This window comes from Modestobacter caceresii, assembly GCF_000761485.1.
GTDB lineage: Bacteria > Actinomycetota > Actinomycetes > Mycobacteriales > Geodermatophilaceae > Modestobacter > Modestobacter caceresii.
In genome coordinates this window covers 42,944-62,908 of record NZ_JPMX01000119.1, presented here as the reverse complement: position 1 = coordinate 62,908, position 19,965 = coordinate 42,944, and the positions used below count along the sequence as shown (strand labels likewise).

At 75.1% G+C, this 19,965-nt stretch carries 22 protein-coding genes; 4 read left to right on the top strand and 18 right to left on the bottom strand.

Translation table 11 applies throughout. The features are described from left to right. Positions 1–7: 7 nt before the first annotated feature. The 10 genes from trpB to IN07_RS22235 all read right to left on the bottom strand — a co-directional run bounded on the left by trpB (position 8) and on the right by IN07_RS22235 (position 11,678). Positions 8–1,402, bottom strand: a complete 1,395-nt coding sequence (trpB, locus tag IN07_RS22280; protein WP_036340800.1) for a tryptophan synthase subunit beta — start codon at positions 1,400–1,402, stop codon at positions 8–10. Between the two features lie 72 nt (positions 1,403–1,474). Then, positions 1,475–2,284, bottom strand: a complete 810-nt coding sequence (gene trpC, locus IN07_RS22275; RefSeq protein ID WP_036340796.1) for an indole-3-glycerol phosphate synthase TrpC — start codon at positions 2,282–2,284, stop codon at positions 1,475–1,477. 192 nt (positions 2,285–2,476) lie between these two features. Next, entirely contained in the window at positions 2,477–3,136 is a 660-nt protein-coding gene (locus IN07_RS22270) for a TIGR02234 family membrane protein (RefSeq protein ID WP_036340793.1), read from the bottom strand. Beyond that, the gene (locus tag IN07_RS22265; protein WP_036340790.1) at positions 3,133–4,638 is read right to left on the bottom strand and encodes an anthranilate synthase component I; all 1,506 of its coding nucleotides are present in this window, start codon (positions 4,636–4,638) and stop codon (positions 3,133–3,135) included. The genes IN07_RS22270 and IN07_RS22265 overlap by 4 nt, the downstream gene beginning before the upstream one ends. Continuing rightward, positions 4,635–5,009 carry a phosphoribosyl-AMP cyclohydrolase gene (gene hisI / locus IN07_RS22260; RefSeq protein WP_036340787.1) on the bottom strand — a complete coding sequence of 125 codons (375 nt, stop codon included), beginning with the start codon at positions 5,007–5,009 and terminating at the stop codon, positions 4,635–4,637. Before hisI ends, IN07_RS22265 begins: the two co-directional genes overlap by 4 nt. Positions 5,010–5,066: 57 nt before the next feature. Further along, a complete protein-coding gene (locus tag IN07_RS25505; protein WP_156119344.1) occupies positions 5,067–5,801 on the bottom strand; it encodes a hypothetical protein in 735 nt (244 codons plus the stop codon). Continuing rightward, entirely contained in the window at positions 5,798–7,453 is a 1,656-nt protein-coding gene (locus IN07_RS22250; RefSeq protein ID WP_036340781.1) for an FAD-binding dehydrogenase, read from the bottom strand. Before IN07_RS22250 ends, IN07_RS25505 begins: the two co-directional genes overlap by 4 nt. Positions 7,454–7,543: 90 nt before the next feature. Continuing rightward, positions 7,544–7,969 (bottom strand): hypothetical protein, encoded by a 426-nt coding sequence (locus IN07_RS22245; protein WP_036340779.1) that lies wholly within the window; start codon positions 7,967–7,969, stop codon positions 7,544–7,546. Positions 7,970–8,067: 98 nt separating this feature from the next. After that, entirely contained in the window at positions 8,068–9,876 is a 1,809-nt protein-coding gene (locus tag IN07_RS22240) for an ABC transporter ATP-binding protein (protein WP_052091641.1), read from the bottom strand. After that, positions 9,873–11,678 carry an ABC transporter ATP-binding protein gene (locus IN07_RS22235; protein ID WP_036340777.1) on the bottom strand — a complete coding sequence of 602 codons (1,806 nt, stop codon included), beginning with the start codon at positions 11,676–11,678 and terminating at the stop codon, positions 9,873–9,875. Before IN07_RS22235 ends, IN07_RS22240 begins: the two co-directional genes overlap by 4 nt. Before the next feature lie 167 nt (positions 11,679–11,845). Here IN07_RS22235 and IN07_RS22230 point away from each other — a divergent pair, with 167 nt between their 5' ends. Continuing rightward, positions 11,846–12,475 carry a TIGR03085 family metal-binding protein gene (locus IN07_RS22230; RefSeq protein WP_052091640.1) on the top strand — a complete coding sequence of 210 codons (630 nt, stop codon included), beginning with the start codon at positions 11,846–11,848 and terminating at the stop codon, positions 12,473–12,475. A gap of 8 nt (positions 12,476–12,483) precedes the next feature. On the opposite strand, the gene hisF is transcribed toward IN07_RS22230, so the two are convergent. The 4 genes from hisF to IN07_RS22210 are packed head-to-tail and all read right to left on the bottom strand — an operon-like array spanning position 12,484 to position 15,286. After that, positions 12,484–13,278 (bottom strand): imidazole glycerol phosphate synthase subunit HisF, encoded by a 795-nt coding sequence (gene hisF / locus IN07_RS22225; RefSeq protein WP_036340774.1) that lies wholly within the window; start codon positions 13,276–13,278, stop codon positions 12,484–12,486. Next, a complete protein-coding gene (locus tag IN07_RS22220) occupies positions 13,275–13,664 on the bottom strand; it encodes a RidA family protein (protein WP_036340771.1) in 390 nt (129 codons plus the stop codon). The genes hisF and IN07_RS22220 overlap by 4 nt, the downstream gene beginning before the upstream one ends. Further along, positions 13,661–14,392, bottom strand: a complete 732-nt coding sequence (priA, locus tag IN07_RS22215; protein ID WP_036340769.1) for a bifunctional 1-(5-phosphoribosyl)-5-((5-phosphoribosylamino)methylideneamino)imidazole-4-carboxamide isomerase/phosphoribosylanthranilate isomerase PriA — start codon at positions 14,390–14,392, stop codon at positions 13,661–13,663. The genes IN07_RS22220 and priA overlap by 4 nt, the downstream gene beginning before the upstream one ends. Positions 14,393–14,401: 9 nt before the next feature. Further along, the gene (locus IN07_RS22210; RefSeq protein ID WP_052091639.1) at positions 14,402–15,286 is read right to left on the bottom strand and encodes a helix-turn-helix domain-containing protein; all 885 of its coding nucleotides are present in this window, start codon (positions 15,284–15,286) and stop codon (positions 14,402–14,404) included. Between the two features lie 39 nt (positions 15,287–15,325). Here IN07_RS22210 and IN07_RS22205 point away from each other — a divergent pair, with 39 nt between their 5' ends. The 3 genes from IN07_RS22205 to IN07_RS22195 are packed head-to-tail and all read left to right on the top strand — an operon-like array spanning position 15,326 to position 17,288. Next, positions 15,326–15,874, top strand: a complete 549-nt coding sequence (locus tag IN07_RS22205; RefSeq protein ID WP_036340766.1) for a TIGR03086 family metal-binding protein — start codon at positions 15,326–15,328, stop codon at positions 15,872–15,874. A 30-nt stretch (positions 15,875–15,904) separates the two neighbouring features. Further along, positions 15,905–16,504 carry a nitroreductase family protein gene (locus tag IN07_RS22200; RefSeq protein WP_036340764.1) on the top strand — a complete coding sequence of 200 codons (600 nt, stop codon included), beginning with the start codon at positions 15,905–15,907 and terminating at the stop codon, positions 16,502–16,504. A 16-nt stretch (positions 16,505–16,520) separates the two neighbouring features. Further along, a complete protein-coding gene (locus IN07_RS22195) occupies positions 16,521–17,288 on the top strand; it encodes an SDR family NAD(P)-dependent oxidoreductase (protein ID WP_036340761.1) in 768 nt (255 codons plus the stop codon). 79 nt (positions 17,289–17,367) lie between these two features. Here the strand turns inward: IN07_RS22195 and hisH are convergent, their stop codons facing one another. Genes hisH through IN07_RS22180 form a run of 4 tightly spaced genes read right to left on the bottom strand, consistent with a single transcriptional unit; the run spans position 17,368 to position 19,960 of the window. Beyond that, positions 17,368–18,015 carry an imidazole glycerol phosphate synthase subunit HisH gene (gene hisH, locus IN07_RS22190; RefSeq protein ID WP_231558534.1) on the bottom strand — a complete coding sequence of 216 codons (648 nt, stop codon included), beginning with the start codon at positions 18,013–18,015 and terminating at the stop codon, positions 17,368–17,370. 58 nt (positions 18,016–18,073) lie between these two features. Then, on the bottom strand, positions 18,074–18,250 hold the full coding sequence (locus tag IN07_RS26010) for a hypothetical protein (RefSeq protein WP_197058606.1): 177 nt from the start codon (positions 18,248–18,250) through the stop codon (positions 18,074–18,076). 4 nt (positions 18,251–18,254) lie between these two features. Beyond that, entirely contained in the window at positions 18,255–18,851 is a 597-nt protein-coding gene (hisB, locus tag IN07_RS22185; protein WP_036340753.1) for an imidazoleglycerol-phosphate dehydratase HisB, read from the bottom strand. Further along, a complete protein-coding gene (locus IN07_RS22180; RefSeq protein WP_052091637.1) occupies positions 18,848–19,960 on the bottom strand; it encodes a histidinol-phosphate transaminase in 1,113 nt (370 codons plus the stop codon). The genes hisB and IN07_RS22180 overlap by 4 nt, the downstream gene beginning before the upstream one ends. Between the last annotated feature and the right edge of the window lie 5 nt (positions 19,961–19,965).

Sequence of the window (19,965 nt, the reverse complement as noted above, 5' to 3'; positions counted from 1 at the left end):
CGCTCGCTCACTGCTGCTCCCCCGCGTCCTGCCCGGCCACGGCCCGGTCGTTGCTGACCGCGCCCTCGGTGGCGTGCTGGTCGGTGTCCAGGCCCGGCCCCGGTTCGGCACCCCGGCCGGCCTCGACGGCCCGCTCGTCAGGGTCGGTCGGCGCCGTCCGGTCGGCGAGGTCGAACCAGGCGCTGGCGGTCTCGACGTCCTTGTCGCCGCGGCCGGAGAGGTTCACCAGCAGCAGCGCGTCCGGGCCGAGCTCGCGGCCGACCACCATCGCCCCGGCCAGGGCGTGCGCCGACTCGATCGCCGGGATGATCCCCTCGGTGCGACACAGCAGGGCGAAGGCCTCCATCGCCTCGGCGTCGGTGACCGGCCGGTACTCGGCCCGCCCGATGTCGTGCAGGAAGGCGTGCTCGGGGCCGACGCCCGGATAGTCCAGGCCGGCGGAGATGGAGTGCGACTCGACGGTCTGGCCGTTGTCGTCCTGCAGCAGGTAGGAGCGCGCGCCGTGCAGCACGCCGGGGTCTCCCCCGGTGATGGTGGCCGCGTGCCGGCCGGTGTCCACGCCGTCCCCACCGGCCTCCAGGCCGACCAGCCGGACGGCCTCGTCGGGCACGAAGGCGGTGAAGATGCCGATCGCGTTGGACCCACCACCGACGCAGGCCAGGACGACGTCGGGCAGCCGCTGCTCCCGCTCGAGCAGCTGCGCGCGCGCCTCGTCGCCGATGACCCGCTGGAAGTCGCGCACCATCATCGGGAACGGGTGCGGGCCGGCGACGGTGCCGAAGACGTAGTTCGTCGTCTCGACGTTGGTCACCCAGTCGCGGAACGCCTCGTTGATCGCGTCCTTCAGCGTGCGGGAGCCGGTGGTAACCGGGATCACCTCGGCGCCCAGCAGCCGCATCCGGGCGACGTTCAGCGCCTGACGGCGGGTGTCCTCCTCGCCCATGTAGACGGTGCAGGACAGCCCCATCAGGGCCGCAGCGGTGGCGGTGGCGACCCCGTGCTGGCCGGCGCCGGTCTCGGCGATGACCCGGGTCTTGCCGATCCGCTTGGTCAGCAGCGCCTGGCCGAGCACGTTGTTGATCTTGTGCGAACCGGTGTGGTTGAGGTCCTCGCGCTTGAGCAGCACCCGCGCACCGCCGCAGTGCTCGGCGAACTTCGGGACCTCGGTGATCGGGTTGGGCCGGCCGGTGTAGTCGCGCTGCAGGCGGGCGAACTCGTCGAGGAACGCAGGGTCGACCCGCATCGCCTCGTAGGCCGCGGTCAGCTCGTCCAGCGCGGCGATCAGCGCCTCCGGGACGAACCGGCCGCCGAAGACACCGAAGTGCCCTGTGGCGTCCGGCCACTCCCCCGACGCCGTGGCGTCGGGGACGTCAGGGGCCGGGGCGTGCGCGGAGAGGGTCATGCGCCCAGCCTAAGGACCTCCCTGCTCCCCACCACTCGCAGGCTCGCGGCGGGCCCCTGCAGCGAGGCCTTACTAGCGGGTGGTGCGCGGGGTCGCCGGGTGGGAGCCGGCGGTGACCAGGTCGGCGACCGCCTGCCGCGGGTCGCCGGCGGTGACCAGGCCCTCCCCCACCAGCACCGCGTCGGCGCCCGCGCCGGCGTAGCTGATCAGGTCGTGCGGGCCGCGCACCCCGGACTCGGCGATCTTGACGACCTCGCTGGGCAGGCCCGGGGCGATCCGCTCGAAGGTGGAGCGGTCGACCGACAGCGTGGTGAGGTCGCGGGCGTTGACGCCGATCACCGAGGCACCTGCGGCGAGCGCGCGGTCAGCCTCGGCCTCGCTGTGCACCTCGACCAGGGCGGTCATGCCGAGGGACTCGATCCGCTCGAGCAGGCCGATGAGCACCGGCTGGTCGAGCGCGGCCACGATGAGCAGGACCAGGTCTGCCCCGTGCGCCCGGGCCTCGTGCACCTGGTAGCTGCTGATCACGAAGTCCTTGTTGAGCACCGGGACGTCGACGGCGGCCCGGACGGCGGCCAGGTCGGCGTGCGACCCGCCGAACCGGCGGCCCTCGGTCAGCACGCTGATCGCCCGGGCGCCGCCGGCGGCGTACTGCGCGGCGAGCGCGGCCGGGTCGGCGATGGCAGCGAGGTCGCCCTTGCTCGGGCTGCGCCGCTTGACCTCGGCGATGACACCGACGCCCGGGGCCCGGAGGGCGGCGAGGGCGTCCAGAGCGGGCCGGGCATCGCGGGCCGCGGCCTGCACCTCGGTCAGCGGGGTGGTGGCCTGACGGGCAGCGACGTCCTCCCGGACACCGGCGACGATCTCGTCGAGGACGCTCATGACCCCTCCTCGGACCTCTCAGGATGTGGCACCGGACCGGCCCCCACCACTCGGACCGCGCGGATCACTCTAGAGACGGGCCAGGACCGGTTCCCTCCCGGGGGCCGGTGCAGACCGCCCGGACGGCCCGGGTGTAAGAAGCGGCGGGCGGGCCCGGGGCAGGGCCGCGCGGTGAGGACGAGGACCCCGCCCTCACGCGGTCGGGTCGTCTCCGCGGTCCAGGGCCTTCCAGGCCGCCTGGTGCCGGTCCTCGTCGGTCTCCGGACGAGCGGGACGAGCCGGCCGGGCGGGCGCTGCCGTCGCCCCCGCCGGCTGCCCGGTGCGCTCGTAGCGACGCCCCATGCCCGGCCAGTCCCGGCCGCGCAGCACCACCAGGGCCCCGGCCAGCACGCCGAGCACACCGGCGACCAGGGCCACCGCGGGCCAGGTGGCCACGGGGTCGGTGGTCACCTGGGCCTGCCCCAGCCCGACCCCCGACGTCACGTCGGCACCGCCGAGGTCGAGCGAGCCGGTGAGCGCACGCAGCCCCGACCACCCGAGCACGCCACCGGCCACCGCGACCAGCAGGCCGACCACCATCCGGCCGACGCCGCGGACGGCGATGACCGCGACCGCGGCAGCGAGCAGCAGCAGCCCGCACGCGGCGACCAGCGGTGCGGCCTGGCTGCCGGTCAGCACCTGCGCCGTCGGCGGCAGCGGCGGTTCGCGCACGACCGTGACGTCGGCCCACGGCTCGCCGGACGCCGACAGCGCCAGCCCACCGGAGAGCGCGCACAACAGGACCGCGACGGTGAGCTCCCGCCGGCCCCGGGTGGTGGCCGGAGGCGGGACCGGGGGCGCGGGGTGGCTCACCGGAGCTCCCGCAGCCCCTCCGCGGTGGCGATCGCCGACAGCACGGCGCGGGCCTTGTGCCGGGTCTCCGCCTCCTCGCTGGCCGGGTCGCTGTCGGCCACGACGCCGGCGCCGGCCTGCACGTAGGCGCGGCCGTCGTGCAGCACCGCGGTGCGGATGGCGATGGCCATGTCCATGTCACCGCTGGCGTCGACGTAGCCGACCGTGCCGGCGTAGAGCGCCCGGCGGGTGGGCTCCAGGGACTCGATGACCTCCATCGCCCGCGGCTTGGGCGCCCCGGAGACGGTGCCGGCGGGGAAGGTCGCGTCGAACACGTCCAGCGCGTCCCGGTCGGCGGTCACCTGACCGGCCACGGTGGAGACCAGGTGCATGACGTGGCTGTACCGCTCGACCCGCATGAAGTCGGCGACCTCGACGGTGCCCGGCTCGCTCACCCGGCCCAGGTCGTTGCGGGCCAGGTCGACCAGCATCACGTGCTCGGCGCGTTCCTTGGGGTCGGCCAGCAGCTCCTCGGTGAGCCGGACGTCGTCCTCCGGGGTGGCGCCGCGCGGACGGGTGCCGGCCGGCGGGTGCACCACGGCCCGGCTCCCGGTCACGGTGACCAGCGCCTCCGGGGAGGAGCCGACCACGTCGAACGGCGACTGCCGCCCGGCGAAGCGCAGCAGGTACATGTACGGCGAGGGATTGGTGGCCCGCAGCACCCGGTAGAGGTCCAGGGCGTCGACGTCGGTGGCCAGCTCGAAGCGCTGGGCGAGCACGGTCTGGAAGACGTCGCCGGCGCGGACGTGCTCGCGCACCCGCTCGACGCCGGCCTCGTACTCCCCCGGCCCCATGTTGCTGGTCACCGGCGGCGCGTCGGCGGTCTCGACCGTCGCGACCCCCGGGGGTGCGGCCTCGGCCAGGTCCGCGGCCATCGCGTCGAGCCGGGCGACCGCGTCGTCGTAGCCGCCGGGCGCCCCGCCCAGCACGTTGGCGATGAGCAGCACGGTGCCGTCGCTGTGGTCCAGCACCGCCAGGTCGGTGACGAGCATGAGCGCCAGCTCGGGCATGCCCAGGTCGTCGACGGCGGTCTGCGGCAGCCGCTCGAGCCGCCGGACGACGTCGTAGCCCAGGTAGCCCACCAGCCCGCCGGTCAGCGGCGGCAGGCCGGGTGTGCGCGGCGAGCGGAGCCGGCGGGCCAGGGTGCGGACGGCGGCCAGCGGGTCGACGGGCAGGTCGTCGGTGAGCCCGGGCAGCGGGTCGCCGAGCCAGGCCGTCGTCCCGTCGGCCTCGGTGAGCACGCCGGCGCTGCGCACGCCGACGAAGCTGAACCGGGACCACTGCTTGCCCTGCTCGGCGGACTCCAGGAGCACGGTGCCCGGCCGGTTGCCGGCCAGCTTGCGGTAGATGCCCACGGCGGTCTCGCTGTCGGCCAGCAGCCGGCGGGTGACCGGGACGACGGGCGCGTCCAGGTGCGCGAACTCGGCGCGGGTCGGGCTGGTGCGGCCCAGCTGCAGGCTCATGCCGGCATCCCGGTCGTGGCCGGCAGCGGGCGGTGGAAGCAGCTGCGCTCCCCAGTGTGGCAGGCCGGGCCCTCCTGGTCGACCAGCAGGAGCAGGGCGTCGCCGTCGCAGTCCAGCCGCACGTCGCGCACCCACTGCCGGTGGCCGGAGGTCTCCCCCTTCACCCAGTACTCGCCCCGGCTGCGCGACCAGTAGGTGGCCCGGCCGGTGGTGAGCGTGCGGTGCAGCGCCTCGTCGTCCATCCAGGCGACCATCAGCACCTCGCCGGTGTCGTGCTGCTGCACGACGGCGGCGACGAGGCCGGCGGGGTCGCGGCTCAGCAGCGTGGCGACGGCGGGGTCCAGGGCGGTGTCGGGGGCAGGGGCGGACATGCGCTGATCGTCCCACCCGGCGCGCCGCGGCCGGTCAGGCCCCGGACCGGGCGCCGGTCAGACCCCGGGCCGGGGCGCTCCTGCGGGCGGCTGCTCCCCCGCCGGTGCCGGTGGTGCCGCCCGCCGACCCCACGCCCGGGCGTCGGGCAGGAAGGTCAGGCCGGCCGCCGTCACCGCCAGGACGACGTACAGGACGGGGACGAAGCCCAGGACGTCGCCGACGGTCCGCGAGGAGAGGTCGGCGAGCACCGTCACCCAGTACAGGCTCAGTGCCAGCTGGAGCCCGCAGGCGGCGAGCAGGAACCGGCGGTCGCCGTTCAGCTGCCGCAGCCCGCCCACGACCAGGAGGGCCACCAGCGCGAGCTGGGCCAGCGCCGTCCCGGTGCCGACGCCGGCCGCGGGCCCCTGGGCGAGGCTGAGCAGGGCGCTGAACGCCAGGCCGTAGATGGTGCCGAGCACCACCAGCAGCGCGGAGACGAAGGTCAGCACGGCGGCGGCGATGACCGACCCGGGCCGGGCCGGGCGCTGCCGGCCGCCCCAGCCTCCCGGCGGACCCCACCCCGGCGGACCCCACCCGGGCGGCACCCAGCCCGGCGGCGGGGGCCAGCCCTGCGGAGCCGCCCAGCCCTGCGGCGCCGCCCATTCCTGCGGCGCCGCCCACTCCTGCGGCGGCGCCCATCCGTGCGGCGGCGGCCCGTAGCCGGACGGGTGGCCATGACCCGGTTGCTGGGGCGGCGGGGCGTAGGACGGCGGGCCGGTGTAGGGGACGGCGTCCCAGTCGGGTGTGGTCACAGCGCCGCCGCCAGCGCCCGCCCGGCCACCCGGCCGGAGAACAGGCAGCCGCCGAGGAAGGTGCCCTCCAGCGAGCGGTAGCCGTGCATCCCCCCGCCGCCGAAGCCGGCGACCTCCCCGGCCGCGTACAGCCCGGGGAACGGTTGCCCGTCGGCCCGCAGCACGCGGCCGGACAGGTCGGTCTCCAGGCCGCCGAGGGACTTGCGGGTGAGCACGTTGAGCCGGACGGCGATCAGCGGCCCCGCATCGGGGTCCAGCAGCCGGTGCGGCGCGGCGACTCGGATCAGCTTGTCGCCCAGGAACGTGCGGGCCTGGCGCATCGCGGTCACCTGGAGGTCCTTGGTGAAGGTGTTGGCGATCTCCCGGTCGCGGGCGACGACCTCGCGCTCCACGGTGGCCAGGTCGACGTGCGGGGAGTCGCCGGTGAGCCGGTTCATCCCGGCCACCAGCTCGGGCAGGGTGCGCTCGACGACGAAGTCCTCGCCGTCGTCCAGGAACTTCTGCACCGGGGCCGCCGCGCCCGCGCGCACCCGGGTGAGCAGCAGCTTGAGGTCCTTCCCCGTCAGGTCGGGGTTCTGCTCGGAGCCGGAGAGGGTGAACTCCTTCTCCACGATCTTCTGGGTGAGCAGGAACCAGGTGTGCTCGTGGCCGGTGGTGCCGATGTGCGCGAGCGTGCCGAGGGTGTCGAAGCCGGGGAACAGCGGGACCGGCAGGCGGGTGCCGGTGGCGTCGAGCCAGAGCGAGGAGGGCCCGGGCAGGATCCGGATGCCGTGGTGGGCCCAGATCGGTGAGTGGTTGGCGATGCCCTCGGTGTAGTGCCACATCCGGTCGGGGTTGACCACCCGGCCACCGGCGCCCTGGGCGATCTCCAGCATCCGGCCGTCGACGTGCGCCGGCACACCGGAGAGCAGCCGCTTCGGCACCGGGCCCAGCCGCGCCGGCCAGTTCTTCCGCACCAGGTCGTGGTTGCCGCCGATGCCGCCGGAGGTGACGACGACGGCCTGCGCCGAGTACTCGAACTCGCCGACCTCGGTGCGGGAGCTGGCCGCGCCGCGCTCGACGTCGCTGGGCTCCAGGACCGCCCCGCGCACCCCGGTGACCGCTCCGCCGGTGACGACCAGCCCGTCGACCCGATGCCGGTGCCGGACGTCGACCAGCCCGCGGGCGGCGGCGTCGGCGACCCGGCGGAGGAACGGGGCGAGCACACCGGGCCCGGTGCCCCAGGTGATGTGGAACCGGGGGACGGAGTTGCCGTGGCCCGTGGCGGTGTACCCACCGCGCTCGGCCCAGCCCACGACGGGGAAGAACCGGACGCCCTGGGCGCGCAGCCAGGCGCGCTTCTCGTCCGCGGCGAACTGCAGGTAGGCCTCGGCCCACTGGCGGGGCCAGTGGTCCTCGGCGCGGTCGAAGCCGGCGGTGCCCAGCCAGTCCTGCCGGGCCAGCTCCAGGGAGTCCTTCACCCGCAGCCGGCGCTGCTCGGGGCTGTCGACGAGGAAGAGGCCGCCGAAGGACCAGTGCGCCTGCCCGCCCAGGGAGGCGGCCGGTTCCTGGTCCAGCAGCAGCACCCGCTTCCCGGCGTCGGCCAGCTCGGCGGCGGCGACCAGCCCGGCCAGCCCCGCACCCACCACGATCACGTCAGCGTCGTTGCCCACCCGGTGGACGCTAGCGGGCCGCCGCCGCCGGACGCCGGGTCCGGCGTGTGCGAGTCGCCCAGGCGGGTCGGGTGCGCGTCCCGATGGCGCTCAGCCGGGGACCGGGGCCGACCGGGCCAGCCGCCGGGCGGCGACCCAACGGCGGACGCCGGGGAGCCCGGCGAGCACCGCGGTGCCGGCGGGCAGCAGCCACATCAGCACCACGAACCCGTCGGTGTCCGACCCGAGCCCGGCGGCGATGGTGCCCCAGACGACCAGGCCGAACAGGACCGCGGCGGGCAGGACGAGCGCCAGCCAGGAACGGCCGGTCATCAGCAGCAGCGCGCCGGCCAGCAGCCACGCCGCGAGCAGCACCGGCGTCGCGATCACCAGCCAGGTGCCGCCGTCGTACTGCCCGTTGGAGAAGGCCAGCGCGATGACGCTGAAGAAGGCGGTCAGCAGCGCGGTGAGCACCGCCCCCAGCACGGCGACCAGGGCGGGCAGTGGCGGACGGCGGCTGGCGGACTCGGACGACACGGCCGGACGGTAGGGCCTCGGCGCGGGTCCCGGGCCGCTCGGGCGGCGGGCGGGCGGGAGCGTCGTCCCACCCGCCCCACCGGCACCGGACGGGCGGGTCAGGCGGCGGGTTCGGGTTGCCGGCCGGAGCTGCGGCGCCACGAGGCGTGCAGCCGGGCGTAGGGCCCGTCGGCGTCCACGAGCTGGGCGTGCGTGCCGCGCTGGACCACCCGGCCGGCGTCCACGACCAGCACCTCGTCGGCCCGCTCCGCGGTGGACAGCCGGTGCGCGATGGTGAGCGTGGTGCGCCCGCTCGTCAGCGCGTCCAGCGCCCGGGTCAGCCGCATCTCGGTGGCCGGGTCGACCGCACTGGTCGCCTCGTCCAGCACGAGCAGGTCGGGGTCGGCCACGTAGGCGCGGGCCACCGCGACCAGCTGCCGCTCCCCCGCCGACAGCGACTCCCCGCGCTGGCCCACCGGGGTGGCGACGCCGTCGGGCAGCCCGTCCAGCCAGTCCCGCAGGCCGAGCTCGTCGAAGGCGGCGATGATCTCCGCGTCGGTCAGGTCCGGTCGGCCGTAGCGCACGTTGGCGGCCACCGAGGCGTCGAAGAGGAACCCGTCCTGGGGCACCATCACGACCCGTTCGCGCAGCGAGGCGAAGGCCACCTCGTCCAGCGGCACGCCACCGACCAGCACCCGGCCCCCGGTGGGGTCCATCAGCCGGGTGACGAGCTTGGCGAACGTCGTCTTGCCCGACCCGGTCTCCCCGACGATCGCGACGCGGGTCCGGGCGGCGATGGTCAGGTCCACGCCGTCCAGGGCCTTCGCGGAGCCAGCGCCGTAGGCGAAGGAGACGGTGTCGAAGCGCACGTCCAGCGGCCCGTCGGGCAGCGGCCGGCCATCGGCGGGGTCCTGGACGTCGGGCTCGGTGTCCAGCACGTCGAGCACCCGGCGGAACCCGGCGACGGCGTTCTGCGCCTCGTTCAGCACCTCGCTGGCGGTCTGCACCGGCGCGACGAACAGCGTGACCAGGAAGAGGAAGGCCACCAGGGTGCCGGCGCTGATGTCCCCGGCGATGCCGAGCAGCACGCCGACCACGACGACCGCGGCGTTGGCGACGGCGGCGATGAACTCCCCGCTGACGTAGACGCCGGCGGTCACCTTCTGCGCGTGCACCGAGGCGCGGTAGTGCCGGTCGATGGCGCCGTCGAGCCGGGCCGCCGTCCGGGCGCGGACGCCGTAGGCCCGCACCGTCGGCGCACCGATGACGGACTCCCCCACGGCGGCCAGCACGTCGCCGACCCGCTCGCGCACGACCCCGTAGACCTCGGCGAGACGGCGGGCGAAGAACTTGACCGCCACGGCGAGCGGGATGAAGCAGATCAGCACCAGCAGGGTCAGCTGCCAGGAGTAGACCGCCATGACGACGGTGGCCACCACGAGCTGGCCGAGGCTGACCAGCCCGAGCACCCCACCCCACTGCATGAACACCGACAGCTGGTCGACGTCGCTGGTCACCCGGGACACCAGCGAGCCCCGCCGCTGGCCCTGCTGGTGCAGCACCGACAGGTCGTGCACGTGCCGGAAGGCCCGGACCCGGAGACCGGCCAGCGCCGTCTCGGTGGTGCGGAACAGCCGGACGTTCATCCGGTAGACCGCGAAGCTGGTGACCAGCACGACGACCGCGCAGATGGCGACCAGGTCGCGGACCAGGTCGATGTCCGGGCCGCCGGGTGCGCCGAGCCCCCGGTCCAGGGTCTGCTGCACCGCGATCGGGACGACCACCCGGCCGGCGGTGGCGATCAGGGCCAGGGTGAAGGTGGCGGGCAGGCCCTGGCGGAACTCCGGCATCATCCGCAGGCCCCGACGCAGGGTCGCGGTGGCGCTCTCTGACCGGTGGTCGGTGGCCAGCACCGGCTGGTCGCTCACGCCGGCACCCCCGCGGTCTCCCGCTCGGCCGGGCCGGGCTCGGGCGGCTGGTAGGCGTGCACCAGGCGGCCGTAGCCGGGCACCTGGGCGAGCAGCTCGGTGTGCGTGCCGCGGGCGACGAGCCGGCCGGCCTCCAGCCAGAGCACCTCGTCGGCCAGCGCGATGGTGGCCTGCCGGTAGGCGACCACGACGACGGTGGCCGGTCGGTCGGCGGCGCGCAGCGCGTCCAGGATCCGGGCCTCCACCGAAGGGTCGACCGCACTGGTCGCGTCGTCCAGGACCAGCAGCCGGGGCCGGCGGACGATGGCGCGGGCCAGCGCCAGCCGCTGCCGCTGGCCGCCGGAGAGACTGGCGCCGCGCTCGCCGACCCGGGTGTCCAGGCCGTCGGGGAGCCGGCCGATGAAGTCGTCGGCAGCCGCGATGCGCAGCGCCTCGTGGACCTGCTCGTCGGAGAACGGCCCGCCCAGGGTCACGTTGTCGCGGACGGTGTCGTCGAAGAGGAAGGTCGTCTGCGCGACGAACGCCACCTGGTCGCTGACCTGGCCCTCGCGGAGGGTGCGCAGGTCGACCCCGTCGAGCAGCACCGCCCCGGAGTCCGGGTCGGTCAGCCGCACCAGCAGCCCCGCGAGGGTCGACTTGCCGGCGCCGGTCGGGCCGACGACGGCGAGCGTGCGCCCGGCGGCGACGTCGAAGGTGACGCCGTCCAGGGTCGGGCGGGCGGCACCGCCGTAGCGGAAGGAGACGTCCTGCAGCTCGAGCACGGCGCCCTGGTCGCCGGCGGGCGCCGCGTCGGGCCCGTGCGGGATCTCCCCGGTGGCCTCGAGCACGGGGGTCACCCGGTCGAACCCGGCCATCGCCCGGGGCAGGTCGGCCAGCACCCAGCCGATGGCCCGGATCGGCAACGCCAGCAGGGTGAACAGGTAGGCGATGGAGACCAGGTCGCCGGCGTCGGCAGCGCCGGCCGCGACCCGCTGGGCCCCGATCAGCAGCACCGCCAGCGTGCCCAGGTTCGGCAGCGCCTCCATCAGTGGGTCGAACAGACCCCGGACTCGGCCGACGGAGATCAGCCCGTCGCGCAGTTCGTCGGCCTTCACCGCGAACCGGGTGGTCTCGGTGGTCTCCCGGCCCAGCGTCTTGACGACCAGTGCCGCGTCGAAGCTCTCGTGGGCGATCTCGCTGACCTCGGCGCGCAGCTGCTGGGCGCGCGCCATCCGGGGCGACATGACCTGGCTGTAGACGGCGTTCATCACGAACACCAGGGGGAAGACGACCAGCCCGACAAGCGCGTGCAGGGGGTCGGTGAGCACCAGCGCGACGCTGGTGATGGCCACCATGACCAGCGCGCCGCAGGCGAAGGGCAGCGGCTGGACGAAGAACCAGGCCGACTCGACGTCGGAGTTGGCGTTGGACAGCAGCTGCCCGGTGGGGTGCCGCTGGTGCCAGGACAGCGGGAGCCGGAGGTACTGGCCGGTGACCCGGCGGCGGTAGTCGGCCTGCAGCCGGTAGGCCATCATCCCGGCGAACAGCCGCCGGCCGATGATGCCGACGATCTTCAGGACGGCGACGACGAGGATCGCCAGGGCGGCCAGCGTCAGCGCAGCCGTGGTGGTGGCGCCCTCGTCGAAGGCCGGCAGCAGCACCCGGGTGGTGATCCCACCGATGACGTAGGCGCTGGCGACCGTCATCCCGCCGTAGAGGCTGCTGCCCAGGAAGGCCAGCGCGAAGATGCCCGGTTGCTCGCGCACGGCGCGCCGTACGTGGCGGAGCCCGCGCCGGACGACGGCGTCTCTGCGGCGCGGCACAGGGGTCCTCCAGGGGGTCGGGCGGTCGGTGCGGTCAGCCTACTCGCGTTCCTTAGGCCCCCTAACGGAATTGCCGGAGCGGCCGGGGAGGGCGGCGTCCGCGGTGTCGGTCACGAGCCGGTCTCGTCGGCGGGCCGTCGGTGCCGGAACGGCGATAACCTCGGCTCGTGCCGACCTCCGCCGTGCCCGTGTCGCAGTCGGAGCGCGCCGCGCTGGCCGACCTGCTGGAGCAGTTGGGGCCCGACCGGCCCACCTGCTGCGAGGGCTGGGCGACGCAGGACATGGCCGCCCACCTGGTGGTGCGCGACCGCCGCCCCGACGCCATGCCGGGGTTCGTGCTGGGTGGGCCGTTCGCGCGGTGGACGGGCCGGGTCCACGGGCGGGCCCGGGAGCGGCAGGACTACGGCCGGCTGGTCGACGAGGTGCGGTCGGGCCCGCCGGCCTGGGTGCCCACCTCCTGGCCGGTGCTGGACCGGCTCATGAACACCGCCGAGATGGTGATCCACCACGAGGACGTGCGGCGGGCGCAGCCGGGGTGGGCACCGCGGGAGCTGCCCCGGCAGGTGCAGGACCAGCTGTGGAGGAGCGTGCCGGTCCTGGCCCGCGGCCAGGCGTCGCAGCGGCCGACGGCCGGCCTGCTGGTGCGGCGCAGCGACGTGCCCGACGGGTCGCCGGGCAGCGAGCGCCGGCTGCACGACGGTGAGCCGACGACCACGGTGACCGGCGCCCCGTTGGAGCTGCTGCTCTGGGTGAGCGGCCGTCGCGAGGTCGCCTGCGTGGACCTCACCGTCGACTGACTCCCCACTCACCGCAGCGGGCGGTCGGCCTCCTGCCGGATCGGCACCCCGACGGCGGCGAGCCCCTGCTTGACGTCGCCGACGCGCAGCTGCCCGAAGTGGAAGACGCTGGCGGCCAGGACCGCATCGGCGCCGGCCGCCACCGCGGGCGGGAAGTGGTCGACCGCGCCCGCTCCCCCGCTGGCGATCAGCGGCACGGTCACCTCGCGGCGGACGGCGGAGATCAGGTCGGTGTCGAAGCCGGCGCGGGTGCCGTCGGCGTCCATCGAGTTCAGCAGCACCTCACCGACGCCCAGCTGCGCGGCCTGCACCACCCACTCCACGGCGTCCCGGCCGGTGCCGCGCCGGCCACCGTGGGTGGTGACCTCGAAACCCGAGTCGGTCTGCACGCCGTCCCGCACCCGGCGCGCGTCCAGCGACAGCACCAGCACCTGGTTGCCGAACCGGTCGGCGATCTCGGCGATCAGCTCCGGCCGGGTGACCGCCGCGGTGTTCACCGCGATCTTGTCCGCGCCGTTGCGCAGCAGCCGGTCGACGTCGGCGACGCTGCGCACCCCACCGCCGACGGTGAGCGGGATGAACACGCTCTCCGCCGTGCGCCGGACGACGTCGTAGGTGGTCTCCCGGTCACCGGAGCTGGCGGTGATGTCCAGGAAGGTCAGTTCGTCGGCACCTTCGGCGTCGTAGACCCGGGCCATCTCCACCGGGTCACCGGCGTCGACCAGGTCGACGAAGTTGACGCCCTTCACCACCCGGCCGGCGTCGACGTCCAGGCAGGGGATCACCCGCACGGCCAGGCTCATGCCGCACCCCGTACGGCGTCCGCCTCGACCTCGACCAGCATCGCCGGGTCGATCAGCGCCGCCACCTGCACCATCGCGGTGGCCGGCCGGACGTCGCCGAAGAACTCCCCGTGCACCCGCCCGACGTCCTCCCAGCGGCTGATGTCGGTGACGTACATGCGGGTGCGGACGACGTCGCCGAGCGCGAACCCGGCCTCGTCCAGCGAGCGGGCGATGGTGGCGAGCGCCACCCGGGTCTGCGCGCCGGCGTCCCCGGGGTGCACCACCTGCCCGTCGACGGTCGCGGTGGTGCCGCTGACCCACGCGGTGTCGCCGGCGACGACGACCCGGCTGTAGCCGACGACCGCCTCCCAGGGAGCCCCCGAGCCGAGCCGGAGCGCGCTCATGCCAGTTCTTCGGTCAGCGCCAGCGCCTCGGGCAGGGTGAACTGGCCGGCGTAGAGCGCCTTGCCGACGATCGAGCCCTCGACGCCGACCTCGGTCAGCGCGGCCAGCGCGCGGATGTCCTCCAGCGAGCTGACGCCGCCGGAGGCGACCACCGGACGTGGCGTGGCCGCGCAGACCTCGCGCAGCAGCTCCAGGTTCGGGCCGCGCAGCGTGCCGTCCTTGGTGATGTCGGTGACGACGTAGCGGGCGCACCCCTCGGCGTCCAGCCGGGCGAGGGTCTCGTACAGCTCGCCGCCCTCCTTGGTCCAGCCGCGGGCGGCCAGCCGGGTGCCGCGCACGTCCAGACCGACGGCGACCCGGTCGCCGTGCTCGGCGATCGCCCGCGCGCACCACTCCGGGGACTCCAGCGCGGCGGTGCCCAGGTTGACCCGGCGGCAGCCGGTGGCCAGCGCGGCGGTCAGCGACTCGTCGTCCCGGATGCCACCGGAGAGCTCCACGTCGACGTCCAGCTCACCGACCACCCGGGCCAGCAGCTCGCGGTTGGAGCCACGCCCGAAGGCGGCGTCCAGGTCGACCAGGTGCACCCACTCGGCGCCGTCGCGCTGCCAGGCCAGCGCCGCCTCGAGCGGGTCGCCGTAGGAGGTCTCGCTGCCGGCCTCCCCCTGGACCAGGCGGACGGCGAGGCCGTCGGCGACATCGACGGCAGGGAGCAGCTGGAGCTTCGGCACGGGCACAGCCTAGGAGACGCCGCTCCCGGGGCCGCGTGAGCCGCCGGTCCCGTAGCGGGCGGCGAACTGCCCTGGTGGGACGCCGGTGACGCGGGCGAAGTCGCGGGTGAAGTGCGCCTGGTCGGCGTAGCCGAGGGACGCGGCCACCCCGGCGAGGTCGGCCGGGCCCGCGCGGAGCCGCTCCGCGGCCTCCTGCAGCCGGCGTCGCTGGATCAGCCACTTCGGGGTCAGCCCGAGGCGGCGGTGGACCAGCCGCTGCAGGGCCCGCTCGGAGAGGCCGAACTGCGCGCAGACCTGGGCGACGCGGAGGACCTCACGGTCGCCCTCCACGTACGCCACCACCCGGTTGACCAGCTCGCCGTCGGCGTCGACCGGCAGCAGCGGTCGCAGTGCGGCGCCGAAGGCCGCCATGGCGGCGGAGTGCGCGGCCGGGGCATGCGGGTCGGGGGCCATCGCGGCGCGGACCCGGGCGGTCAGCGTCTCCCCCGCCGGACCCAGGACGTCGGCCACGTCGACGTGCCGGTCGGTGTGGTCGCTCATCGGCCCGCCGGCGATGAGCGAGCCGGCGGCGGGTGCGCACATCACCCCGACCGCCCACCCGGTGCCGGTCAACGTCGTCGTGGACAGCCCGGACACGACGCCGTAGAAGCGGGCGTAGTCGGCGGCCACGACGACCAGCGACACCGGGTACTGCAGGACCCGCTGCGGCGCCTCCCGCCCCGCGGGCACCGACCAGACCGGGATCCAGAACCGCTGCAGCAGCCCGTCGAACCCCGGGTCCACCGGGTACCGGTACATGACGTGCGAGACGTCGTCCGGCTCCTTGAGGTGGGCGCGCTCCACGGCGTCCCGCGGGGTCGTCCCGCCGTCCGGGGGCCGGCTGTCGGCTTTCATCAAGACCGAGCCTGCCGCACGCCCCTAGGTTCCCGGGCCATGACCTCCACCGCCACGAGCTACGCAGCAGCCGACCGTCCCCTCACCGCGTTGCTCGACACCGTGCCCCCGGCCGGCTGGTCGCGCCCGTCCCCGTGCGAGGGCTGGACCGCCGCCGACGTCGTCGGGCACGTGATCGGGACGCAGCGGGAGTTCCTCACCACGCACGGCGTGGACCTGGGCGAGGCACCCGACGTGGCCGCCGACCCGGCCGCCGCCTGGCGCGGGCACGCGGAGCGGGTCACCGGGGCCGTCTCCGACGAGGCCGTGGCCTCCCGGGAGTTCGACGGCTTCTTCGGGCGCACCACGGTCGGCGCCACCTTCGAGCAGTTCTACGTGTGGGACATGGTCGTGCACCGCTGGGACGTCGCCCGCGCCGTCGGCGCCGACGCCGACCTCAGCGACGAGGAGCTGGACCGGGTCGAGGCCGGCGCGGACGGCTTCGGAGCCGCCCTCCACATGGAGGGCATCTGCCGCCCGGCCCTGGACGTGCCCGCGGACGCCGACCGGGAGGCCCGCCTGCTGGCCCGGCTCGGCCGGGTGGCCTGACCCGGCGCCCGCTGCGGCAGGGTGGGGCCCATGGAGTTCAGGGACGTCGTCCGCCGGCGCCGCATGGTGCGTGACTACGACCCCGACCGGCCGGTGCCGGCCGAGGTCCGCGAGCGGCTGCTCGAGCACGCGATCCGGGCGCCGTCGGCCGGGTTCAGCCAGGGCTGGGCGTTCCTGGTGCTGGAGACGCCGGCGGAGCGCGACCGCTTCTGGACGGCGACCACCGGTCCCGGTGCGCCCGACGGCTGGCTGACCCGGATGCGCCGCGCCCCGCTGTTGGTCGTGCCGCTGTCGCACAAGGCCGCCTACCTGGAGCGCTACGCGGAGCCCGACAAGGGCTGGACCGACCGTGACGAGGCCCGCTGGCCGGTGCCCTACTGGGACGTCGACACCGGGATGGCGTCGCTGCTGATGCTGCTCACCGCGGTCGACGAGGGGCTGGGCGCGTGCTTCTTCGGTGTCCCGCCGGAGCGCATCGCTGCCTTCCGCGAGGCCTTCGGGGTGCCGGCCGCGTACGCACCGATCGGCTGCGTCTCGGTCGGCTACCCCGGCACCGAGGACAAGCGGTCGCCGTCGCTCGAGCGCGGTCGGCGGGGGGTGGACGAGGTCGTCCACCGCGGCAGCTGGTGACTGGTTGACTCCCCCCGTGGACCCGCAGACCCCGACCTCGCGCGCCGTCCTGGTGACCGGCGCCTCCCGCGGCATCGGCCGCGCGATCGCACTCGCGTTCGCCGCCCAGGGCGACCGGGTGGCGGTGCACTGGGGCGGCTCCCGGGAGCGGGCCGAGCAGGTGCTCGCCGAGCTGCCCGGCGACGGGCACGTGCTGGTGCAGGCCGACCTCACCGACCCCATCGCCGTCGGCCGGATGGTCGACGAGGCCGCCGAGGCGCTGGGCGGGCTGCACGTGCTGGTCAACAACGCCGGCGTCTTCACCGCGCACCCGCCGCTGCAGACGAACTACGACGAGTGGCAGGCGGCCTGGCAGCACACCCTGGCGGTCAACCTGGTCGGCCCGGCGAACGCGACCTTCCGCGCGCTGCCGCACCTGATCGCCGCCGGTGGCGGCGCGGTGGTCAACGTCTCCAGCCGGGGCGCGTTCCGGGGGGAGCCGAACAACCCCGCCTACGGCGCGTCCAAGGCCGGGCTGAACGCCTTCGGCCAGTCGATGGCGCTCGCACTGGCCCCGCACGGCATCTCCGTGGGCACCGTGGCCCCCGGGTTCGTGCAGACCGAGATGGCCCGCGAGGTGCTCGACGGTCCCGGAGGGGACGCCGTCCGGGCCCAGTCGCCCTACGGCCGGGTCGCCGACCCCGCCGAGGTCGCCTCCGCGGTGCTGTGGCTGGCCTCCCCCGGCGCCCGGTTCTCCACCGGCACGATCATCGACGTCAACGGCGCCAGCTACCTGCGCAGCTGATGAAGGACCCCGCTGCCCCCCACCACTCGCGAGCTCGCGGCGGGCCCCTGCAGCGGGGCCGGGAGGAGGGGGTCCTTCGTCAGTCGAGCGTGTCGAGCCAGTTGGTGAGCAGTGCGGCGCCGGCGTCGCCGCTCTTCTCCGGGTGGAACTGGGTCGCCGACAGCGGCCCGTTCTCCACCCCGGCGACGAACCGGTCGCCGTGCTCGGCCCAGGTGACCGCCGGCGGGGTCAGCCGGCCGGTGACGCCGGGCTCGGCGAGCGGGAACTCCCGCACCCCGTAGGAGTGCACGAAGTAGAAGCGCTGCCCCTCCAGGCCGGCGAAGAGCTTCGAGCCCGCCGGCGAGGAGACGGTGTTCCAGCCCATGTGCGGGAGCACCGGCGCGTGCAGCTGCTCGACGACGCCGGGCCACTCACCGCAGCCCTCGGTGTCCTGGCCGTGCTCGACGCCCCGCTCGAACAGGATCTGCATGCCCACGCAGATGCCGAGCACCGGACGCCCACCGGCCAGCCGCCGGCCGATGACCTTGGGCCCGTCGACGGCCCGCAGCCCGTCCATGCAGGCGGCGTAGGCGCCCACCCCGGGGACGACGAGACCGTCGGCCTCGAGCGCGACCTCCGGGTCGGCGGACACGGTCACGTCGGCGCCCACCCGGGTCAGTGCGCGCTCTGCCGAGCGCAGGTTGCCCGACCCGTAGTCGAGGACGACGACCTTCTTCACAGCTGCCACGCTACCCACCAGCCCTCTGCGGCCCGCCGGCATTCCCGGGCTGCGGGGCGACCGTCCCCTAGACCAGGCGCAGGACGCCGGCCGCCGTCGCCAGCAGCGCGGCGACCAGCAGGATGACGGCGAAGGCCACCTGCACCCCGGTGCGCCCGTCGGTGTCGGAGTCGGCCCGGAAGATGCTGTACGCGCCGCCGAGCAGGAACCCGCCGAGGACCATGAGCGCGACGCCGAAGCTCACGAGCTCACAGAGCGCCCTTGGTCGAGGGCACGTCGGTGACCCGTGGGTCGAGCGCGACCGCGGTGCGCAGCGCACGGGCCAGGGCCTTGAACTGGCCCTCGACGATGTGGTGGGCGTCCCGGCCGGCGTAGAGCACCCGCACGTGCAGGCTGATCCGCGCGTTGAACGCGAAGGACTCCAGCACGTGCTTGGTCAGGCTGGTCGGGTAGTCCGGCCCGATCATCGGCATCATGTTCTCGGGTTCGGCGTGCACGAAGTACGGCCGGCCGGAGAGGTCGACGGCGGCCTGCACCAGCACCTCGTCCATCGGGATGGTGGCGTCGCCGTAGCGGGTGATGCCGCGCTTGTCCCCGAGTGCCTCGGCGAACGCCTGGCCGAGGGCGATGGCGACATCCTCGACCGTGTGGTGGGCGTCGATGTGAAGGTCGCCGTCGGCGTGCACGGTCAGGTCGATGCCGCTGTGCTTGGCCAGCGCGGTGAGCATGTGGTCGTAGAAGCCGACCCCGGTGGCGACGTCGGCCGCCCCCGTGCCGTCGAGGTCGACCTCGACCACGAGCTTGGTCTCCTTGGTCGTGCGCTCGACCCGTGCGGTGCGGTTCATGCCGGCGATCCTCCCAGAGAGCTGCGGTGCGCCGGTGCGACCTCACCCAGCGCGGTGAGGAACGCGTCGGTCTCCTCGGTCGTGCCGGCGGTGACCCGGAGCCAGCCGGGCAGGCCGACGTCGCGCACGAGCACCCCGCGGTCCAGCAGCGCCTGCCAGGCCGCGGCGGAGTCGGTGAAGTGCCCGAACAGCACGAAGTTGGCGTCGCTGGGCACGCTGGTCAGCCCCATTGCGGGCAGCGCGGCGACGATCCGGTCGCGCTCGGCCTTGACCAGGGCGACCGTGGCCAGCAGCTGCTCGGTGTGCGCCAGCGCGGCCCGCGCCGCGGCCTGGGTCAGCGAGCTGAGGTGGTACGGCAGCCGGACGAGCTGCAGCGCGTCGACCACGGTGGGGTCGGCGGCCAGGTAGCCCAGCCGCAGCCCCGCCATGCCGAACGCCTTGCTCATCGTGCGGCTGACGATCAGCCGTGGGCGCCCGGGCAGCAGCGAGAGCGCCGAGACCGTGCCGGTGCGGGCGAACTCGGTGTAGGCCTCGTCCACGACCAGGACGCCGTCGGTGACCTCGTACAGCGCGGCGATGGTGTCCAGCTCCACCGCGGTGCCGGTCGGGTTGTTCGGGCTGGTCACGAAGACGACGTCCGGCCGCACCTCGCGCACCTGGGCGGCAGCGGCCGCCGGGTCGATGGTGAAGTCGGCGCGGCGGTGCCCGTCGACCCAGGCGGTGCCGGTGCCCGCGCTGAGGATCGGGTGCATCGAGTAGGACGGGGTGAAGCCCAGCGCCGTCCTACCCGCACCGCCGAAGGTCTGCAGCACCTGCTGCAGCACCTCGTTGGAGCCGTTGGCCGCCCACACCTGCGCCGGGGCGACCCGCTCGCCGCTGGTGCGGGTGAGGTAGGCGGCCAGGTCGGCCCGCAACGCCGTGGCGTCCCGGTCGGGGTAGCGGTTGAGGCCGGTGGCCGCCTCGGCCAGGGCCACCTGGAGGTCCGCCAGCAGCGCCGGGGGCAGCGGGTGCGGGTTCTCGTTGGTGTTGAGCCGGTGCTCGGCCGGTGGCTGCGGCGCGCCGTACGGCGACCGGCCACGCAGCTCCGGCCGCAGCGGGAGCGCCTCCATCGCCG

What these genes read in the sequence shown, in the direction of transcription:
- trpB (WP_036340800.1), bottom strand. Translation starts at nt 1,402, where the DNA reads ATGACCCTCTCCGCGCACGCCCCGGCCCCTGACGTCCCCGACGCCACG.
- trpC (WP_036340796.1), bottom strand. Translation starts at nt 2,284, where the DNA reads ATGAGCGTCCTCGACGAGATCGTCGCCGGTGTCCGGGAGGACGTCGCT.
- IN07_RS22265 (WP_036340790.1), bottom strand. Translation starts at nt 4,638, where the DNA reads ATGAGCCTGCAGCTGGGCCGCACCAGCCCGACCCGCGCCGAGTTCGCG.
- hisI (WP_036340787.1), bottom strand. Translation starts at nt 5,009, where the DNA reads ATGTCCGCCCCTGCCCCCGACACCGCCCTGGACCCCGCCGTCGCCACG.
- hisF (WP_036340774.1), bottom strand. Translation starts at nt 13,278, where the DNA reads ATGAGCCTGGCCGTGCGGGTGATCCCCTGCCTGGACGTCGACGCCGGC.
- IN07_RS22220 (WP_036340771.1), bottom strand. Translation starts at nt 13,664, where the DNA reads ATGAGCGCGCTCCGGCTCGGCTCGGGGGCTCCCTGGGAGGCGGTCGTC.
- IN07_RS22210 (WP_052091639.1), bottom strand. Translation starts at nt 15,286, where the DNA reads ATGAAAGCCGACAGCCGGCCCCCGGACGGCGGGACGACCCCGCGGGAC.
- IN07_RS22205 (WP_036340766.1), top strand. Translation starts at nt 15,326, where the DNA reads ATGACCTCCACCGCCACGAGCTACGCAGCAGCCGACCGTCCCCTCACC.
- IN07_RS22200 (WP_036340764.1), top strand. Translation starts at nt 15,905, where the DNA reads ATGGAGTTCAGGGACGTCGTCCGCCGGCGCCGCATGGTGCGTGACTAC.
- hisB (WP_036340753.1), bottom strand. Translation starts at nt 18,851, where the DNA reads ATGAACCGCACCGCACGGGTCGAGCGCACGACCAAGGAGACCAAGCTC.
- IN07_RS22180 (WP_052091637.1), bottom strand. Translation starts at nt 19,960, where the DNA reads ATGGAGGCGCTCCCGCTGCGGCCGGAGCTGCGTGGCCGGTCGCCGTAC.